The organism is Allorhizocola rhizosphaerae (assembly GCF_003426775.1).
GTDB classification, from domain to species: Bacteria; Actinomycetota; Actinomycetes; order Mycobacteriales; family Micromonosporaceae; genus Allorhizocola; species Allorhizocola rhizosphaerae.
This window is the reverse complement of record NZ_QJUG01000039.1, coordinates 42,334-48,333: the sequence shown is the minus strand read 5'-3', so window position 1 is coordinate 48,333 and position 6,000 is coordinate 42,334. Positions and strand designations below refer to the sequence as shown.

6 protein-coding genes and 1 pseudogene are annotated in these 6,000 nt (G+C 69.0%); 1 reads left to right on the top strand and 6 read right to left on the bottom strand.

Annotated elements, in window-relative coordinates; all coding sequences use genetic code 11:
* Positions 1 to 265 precede the first annotated feature (265 nt).
* Positions 266 to 409: pseudogene (locus DM816_RS45740) on the top strand (DUF7677 family protein); the annotation flags it as partial.
* A gap of 15 nt (positions 410 to 424) precedes the next feature.
* Here the strand turns inward: DM816_RS45740 and DM816_RS10900 are convergent.
* The 6 genes from DM816_RS10900 to DM816_RS42415 form a co-directional block, all read right to left on the bottom strand.
* On the bottom strand, positions 425 to 997 hold the full coding sequence (locus DM816_RS10900; RefSeq protein ID WP_211588636.1) for a GrpB family protein: 573 nt from the start codon (positions 995 to 997) through the stop codon (positions 425 to 427).
* Between the two features lie 481 nt (positions 998 to 1,478).
* Positions 1,479 to 2,555, bottom strand: a complete 1,077-nt coding sequence (locus DM816_RS10895; protein ID WP_246001844.1) for an aminotransferase class V-fold PLP-dependent enzyme — start codon at positions 2,553 to 2,555, stop codon at positions 1,479 to 1,481.
* An 86-nt stretch (positions 2,556 to 2,641) separates the two neighbouring features.
* On the bottom strand, positions 2,642 to 3,790 hold the full coding sequence (gene dprA, locus DM816_RS10890; RefSeq protein WP_117210040.1) for a DNA-processing protein DprA: 1,149 nt from the start codon (positions 3,788 to 3,790) through the stop codon (positions 2,642 to 2,644).
* Positions 3,777 to 5,306 (bottom strand): YifB family Mg chelatase-like AAA ATPase, encoded by a 1,530-nt coding sequence (locus DM816_RS10885; protein WP_117210039.1) that lies wholly within the window; start codon positions 5,304 to 5,306, stop codon positions 3,777 to 3,779. The genes dprA and DM816_RS10885 overlap by 14 nt, the downstream gene beginning before the upstream one ends.
* Positions 5,306 to 5,665 carry a YraN family protein gene (locus DM816_RS10880; protein WP_117210038.1) on the bottom strand — a complete coding sequence of 120 codons (360 nt, stop codon included), beginning with the start codon at positions 5,663 to 5,665 and terminating at the stop codon, positions 5,306 to 5,308. The genes DM816_RS10885 and DM816_RS10880 overlap by 1 nt, the downstream gene beginning before the upstream one ends.
* A 37-nt stretch (positions 5,666 to 5,702) precedes the next feature.
* Complete coding sequence (locus DM816_RS42415; protein ID WP_162907333.1) at positions 5,703 to 5,882, bottom strand: hypothetical protein; 180 nt, start codon at positions 5,880 to 5,882, stop codon at positions 5,703 to 5,705.
* Positions 5,883 to 6,000 lie beyond the last annotated feature (118 nt).

Sequence of the window (6,000 nt, the reverse complement as noted above, 5' to 3'; positions counted from 1 at the left end):
CCACCGCCGCCGCCCCCTACACCGCCCCTTCCGCCTCATCCGCGCTCCATCCCCCTAAACCACCCGGCCCCTTCGCAGCCATCACCCCACACCACCACGGCGACCACTCACCGCACGCCTAACAGGCTGGCCCAGGAAATCCGATCGGCATTCGCAACTTCGCCTACCGGTTGGCCGACGGCAACCTCGACCCAGACATCCTCGCCGGGATCGACTACCGGCCACACCTCATCGAACTCGGCCCACAACTGAGACGGTCTTCACCAACGTGCTCAGCAGCGACCACGATGGATACGTCATCCGCCAAACCGAGGCCCAACGCCGCGCGACGCAATGGATCCGCGCCTGCTGCTCACCCGGCTACCAGATCGAACCATCGCTGCAAGACTGGGAAAACGAATTGGTCTAGAGATCTCCGAGGCACCTACTCCGGCGTGGTCCATCCGGACTCGGCGGCCCAGCCGCACGCCGCTTCCATGAGCACCACCATGGCTGGTTGCTTGATCTGGCCAAACGAGTAGAGATCCGTCACATCCTGCGCCAGCCGCACCTTGAACGCACCCCACGCTTCACGCGCCACCGGACTGTTCCTCAGGTAATCACGGAACAGCAACGCGAAGCGGGCATTGGGTGAGCCGAACGCCCGCACATGAACGTTGGCCCTCCGCGCACCGACAGGCGGGGCGAACACCAGCTTCGGGCTCGTGACGTCAAATGATGTCTCTTCGGTGTTCCACGGTTCGTCGCGCAGGCGGAACCCGATCGCCGACAACGCGGGCATGATCGCCTCACGGTCCATCCGACCCACCCGAACCTGCACGTCGATGCAGTCCTTAGCCGGCATTCCGGGAATCGATGTCGAACCCACGTGGTCCACCGCCCGCGCAATATCGCCCAACGCCGCACTCAGCTCGGCAGAGATCAGCGCGAAGTCCGCCGGCCACGACGGGTCATACGGACGCACCGCCACGGTCAGGCTCTCATCGGGGAACGGCACGAGGTCAAACAGTAGACCTCACCCGCGATCGACGAGACGCGGTCAAATTTCCGCTGTTTTCGGAGCAAGTTCAACGGAACACGAACCTGCAGCCACGTCTCACTCAATCTGCTCCGTCCTGATCACCGCCTTTGATCAGGGGCAGCAATAGCGGGATCGGACACGTCTCGACTGGCCCACATGGCCGTCGGCCGCATGCGTTCGCGCAGCTTGCCTATCTGGCCGGTGGCCCGCCCGCTCCTCGCCCCGCTGACTCGCTTGCAAGCACGGCAGACTCTGCGGCCAGGAATCAGCGCGGCGCGCAGAGCTGACCTGGTGGAGAAGGGCAAGGCGCGGGTTCGGTCTAGGAAGACAACGGAATCCGCCTGGTTGGCCCGGGCCGGAAGGTGTTCGTAGTTAGCGCGCCGATGCGGGACCCTGGCCGTGTCGAAACCGCCCGGCATATGAGGTCGAAGCGTTTCATAATGGGGCGGCTTTCGGATCAGAGCGCGGCGAGGAATGCGGGCAGGCGATCGGCGAGCCGGTCGTATTCGTCCGGGCTGTTGTAGATCTGTGCGCTCACGCGCAGCCATGCCCGGTCGCGCCAGAGGTTGATGGCGACCTCGGTGGCGAGTTCGTCCGCGATGCGGCGCCGGATGAGCATGGCCGCCTGGTGGTCGGGGATGAGCCGGTCCGGCAGGGGGATGATGCGCATGCTGACACCTTGACCCGGGTCGGGCAGTTCGCCGGCTTCGACGCCCAGCGCGGCGCCGAGGACCTTCTGGCCGTATGCCGCCAGCTCGGCGTTGTGGCGCTGGATCTCCGTCTCGCCGAACCGTTCGAACAGCGTGAGCCCGACGGGGGCGGCGAGCCAGGTGCTGGGGTCCCGCGTGCCCTGCTGCTCAATGTTGGCCGGGTATCCGTTGTGGTGGAAGTGCGACACGACCAGCGGGTTGAGCCTGTCCCGCCACGCTTGCGAGACCCGGAACAGGGCCGTGCCGCCGGGGGCGAAGGCCCACTTGTGCATGTTGCCGACCCAGAAGTCCGGGTCCACTCCGGACAGTGGCGCCCGCAGCATGCCGGGCGAGTGGGCGGCGTCGACCAGGATCGGCGCGCCGACATCGTGAACCGCCTCGGTCAGCGCGGCGATCGGGTGCCGTTGCGCGGTCGCCGACGACACCTCGTCCACGATGACAAGTTTGGTGCGCTCGCTGAACCGGCCCAGCACCGCCGCAACCGTATCGGCCGCGGACGCACCGAGGTCCACCGGAGCCACCACCACCTTGGCGCCGAAGCGTCGGCCGGCATCTCCCACGGCCAGCGTGGTGGCGTTGTAGCTGTGATCGGTGATGACGATCTCGTCGCCCTCGGCGAGGTCGAGCGAGTTCAGCGCGAGCGCAGTGCCATATGTGGCGTTGTTGACGAACGCGCACAGCGAAGGCTCGGCACCGAGGAAGGCGGCACACTCGTCACGTGCCGCGTTGGTCCGCTCCCAGAGATCGCCGGTGATCATGCGCATCGGGTTGGCGTCATGCTCATCGAGCAATTGACGCCGCGCGTCCCGCGCAATCGTTGGCACGGAACCGAATGAGCCGTGATTGAGGTGGGCTGCCGCAGGGTCAAGGACAAACATGTCACGCGCGCCGTCGATCATGCGTGAGAAGTCTACGGGTTGAGTCGATAGCGCCCGCCACGATCCACCCGCACGAATCCCCGCAACTCCAAGGACGGCAACGCCACGGACGCATGCAGTGCCGAAACTCCGGCCGCTGCCGCAATCGCCGCCACCGTCGCGGGCGGGCGGCGCGGCGTGGCGTCGAGGATGGCCAGCTCCGTCCGGTTGAGCGAGTCGTATGCCCGCTGCTCGCCCTGCGGCCGGGGCGCGAGGTCGTCGCCGACCGACCCGATCTCCTCCAGCACCTCGGCGGCGTTGGTGACCAGCCTGGCTCCATCGTCGCCGTCTCGCCGCAGCTCCTCATGACACCCTGCCGACATGCTCGACGTCACAGGTCCGGGCACCGCCATCACCCGCCGTCCGAGCTTGCGCGCTCGCCCCAGCGTCTGCCTGGCGCCGCTGCGCGCCCCCGCCTCGACCACGACCGTGCCTCGGGTCAGGGCCGCGATGACGCGATTGCGAGTCAGGAACCGAACTCTGTGCGGCGCCGCGGTCGGCGGCCATTCGCTGATGAGCAACCCTCGCTCGGCGATCTTTTCCAGCAGTGCGCTGTTGCCGCTCGGATATAGCCGGTCGACCCCGCCCGCCATCACCGCCACGGTGATGCCGTGCGCTGCGAGAGCCCCGCGATGCGCGGCGGCGTCAATGCCGTATGCCCCGCCGGACACGACCGTCCACCCGCGCTCGGCCAACTCGTAGGCCATCTCGGAAGCCACGTGCTCGCCGTAGGGCGTGCTTGCCCGCGCACCGACGATGGCGACGGCACGTTGACACGCCTCGTCGAGCCGGATGTGCCCGCGTATCCACAGCGCCTGCGGCGGACACGAATCGCGCTCGTCGAGCCGCTTCAGATCGTCCAACGCGACCGGCCAATGTGGACTCTCCGGGGTCAGCAGGGTGGCCCCGAGCCGCTTCGCCTGAGCCAGCAGATGTTCGACGACCCGCCTCGGATCCTGCCCGGCCAGTCGCGTGGCCACGGCGGCGGTGAGGTCTTTCGGCCCCCCGCCGGACACCAGACGGGCCAACGCTTCCACCGGGCCGTGCTTGGCCACCAACTCGTGCATGGGCCTGCTGCCTGGCTCGGCAAGCCAGCCGAGCAGCAGTCGCGCCCGGAGGACTTCGCTGTCAGAACCGGACATCGTCGACCGCCCTCACTCGCAGTTTGATGGCCAGGTCAAGCTCGCTAGCGCCGGGCCGGTCGTTGCCGAGCAGGTCGGCCGCGGTCCACGCCAGGCGAAGGATGCGGTCGTATCCGCGCGCCGAGATCCGCCCGGTGTCGAGCTGCCGCCGCAGCGCCGCCATTTCGCCGGCCGGCATCCGCCAGCGCGGGTCGCGCAGCACCCGCCCGGGAACGGCCGCATTTGTGGACCATCCAAGCTTGCCCCAGCGGGCCGCGGATGCCTCGCGCGCCGCCGCCACCCGCTTGGCGACGACCTGGGATGCCTCGCGCATCGAGGAGTCGGCCATGAGGTCACCCGCCTTGAGCGGGAACAGCTCCAGCTGGATGTCGATCCGATCCAGCAGCGGCCCCGTGAGTCGGCGAAGGTAGCGCCGTTTGGCGAACGGCGGGCACTCGCACCGATCGCCGGCCTGCCCGCACGCGCACGGGTTTGCCGTGAGCACCAGCTGTATCCGCGCCGGGTAAACCACGACGCCCTGGCTTCGCCCGAGCGTGATCTGGCCCTCCTCCAGCGGTTGGCGCAGCGCGTCGAGCGCGCGACCGGAGAACTCCGGGGCCTCGTCGAGCAACAGACAACCCATGTGCGCCAGCGAGAGCGCGCCCGGCCGGGCCAGCCCGCTGCCGCCGCCGACGAGTGCGGCCACGCTTGCCGTGTGGTGCGGGGCCTGGATCGGCGGGCGCCTGATGAGCGGCGAGCCGGGCGCGAGCTTGCCCGCGACCGAGTGCAGCGACGTGACCTCCAGCGCCGCTTCGTCATCGAGGTCGGGAAGCAGCGACGGAAGCCGCTGCGCCAGCATCGTCTTGCCGCCTCCGGGCAACCCGAAGAAGGCGACGTGGTGCCCACCGGCTGCGGCAACCTCGATCGCCACCCGGCCCATGCTCTGACCGGCGACGTCGACGAGGTCGGGCACGGGGCCGGACGGCTCCGGTGGGATGGGAGTGGGCGGCGCACCCAGTGGGCGCTCGCCCCGGGCGAACTGGATCACCTCCCTGAGCGAGCCCACCGCCATCACCCGCACGCCCGGCACAAGCGCCGCCTCGGCCGCGTTGGCCGCCGGCGCGATCACTCTGCTGACCCCGACCCGGGCCGCGCCCGCCACCATCGGCAGCACGCCGTGCACGGGCAACACCGTTCCGTCCAATCCCAACTCTCCAATCACGAGCACCTGAGCGAGCGGCCCCATCGGCAGTTCGTCGGCGCCGCCGAGCACGGCCAGCGCCATGGCAAGGTCGAAGGCCGATCCGGACTTCCGGATGTATGCGGGCAGCAGGTTGACGCTGATCCGTTGCGACGGCCACGGCGCACCGGAGTTGACGATGGCGGCGCGCACCCGCTCGCGCGCCTCATAGAGCGCCGAGTCGGGCAGGCCGGTCAGGATCACGGCGGGCAGCCCGGCCGCCAGGTAGGCCTCCACCTCCACCAGGTGGCCGCCCACGCCGACCAGGGTGGCGCACAGCACTTTGGCGTAGCTCATCAGAACGCGCCCCGCACATGGTCGATGTCGGGACCGCTCCGGCCGTTGATCACGATCTTGACGACGTCGAACCGCACCTCGCGCGCCCGCAGCCCGCTTCTGGCCAGCCACTGCCCGGCCAGCGCCCGCAGCCGCTGCTCCTTGGGGCCCACGACCGCCTCGGCCGGATCGCCGAAGGCGTTGCCCCGCCTCGTCTTCACCTCACAGAAGACGAGGGTGTCGCCGTCGCGCGCGATGATGTCGATCTCACCCGTCGCCGAGCGCCAGTTGCGGTCGAGCAGGACCATGCCGTTGGCGACGAGATGTTGCGCGGCAAGGGTTTCGCCCCACCGGCCGAGGGCGCTACTGACCTTCGTCATGCCCCCACGATCGCCGCCCGGCGCCGGCCGCGAAACCTCAGTCGCGTACCACCTGTGGATAACCACGAGGTTGGGGATAACTCGCCCGCGACAGGTAGCCCTCGCTCACGAGCTTGACCACATCCGAAGCAGCGCACCCGGGCTCCCACCCCGCCTCGGAGTGATACGACCGCATGCGCTCCTGCGGGCTCCCACCCGCGGCCAGGGGCTCACACATCTGCTCTCTCGATAGTCCGCAATCAGCCTGTGCCGCAACGCTTTTCGACCGAAGCCCGCGTAATCCCGTGCCGCCACACCGTCGCCCGCGATACGCCCGCCCGCGCCGCGATCGGGTG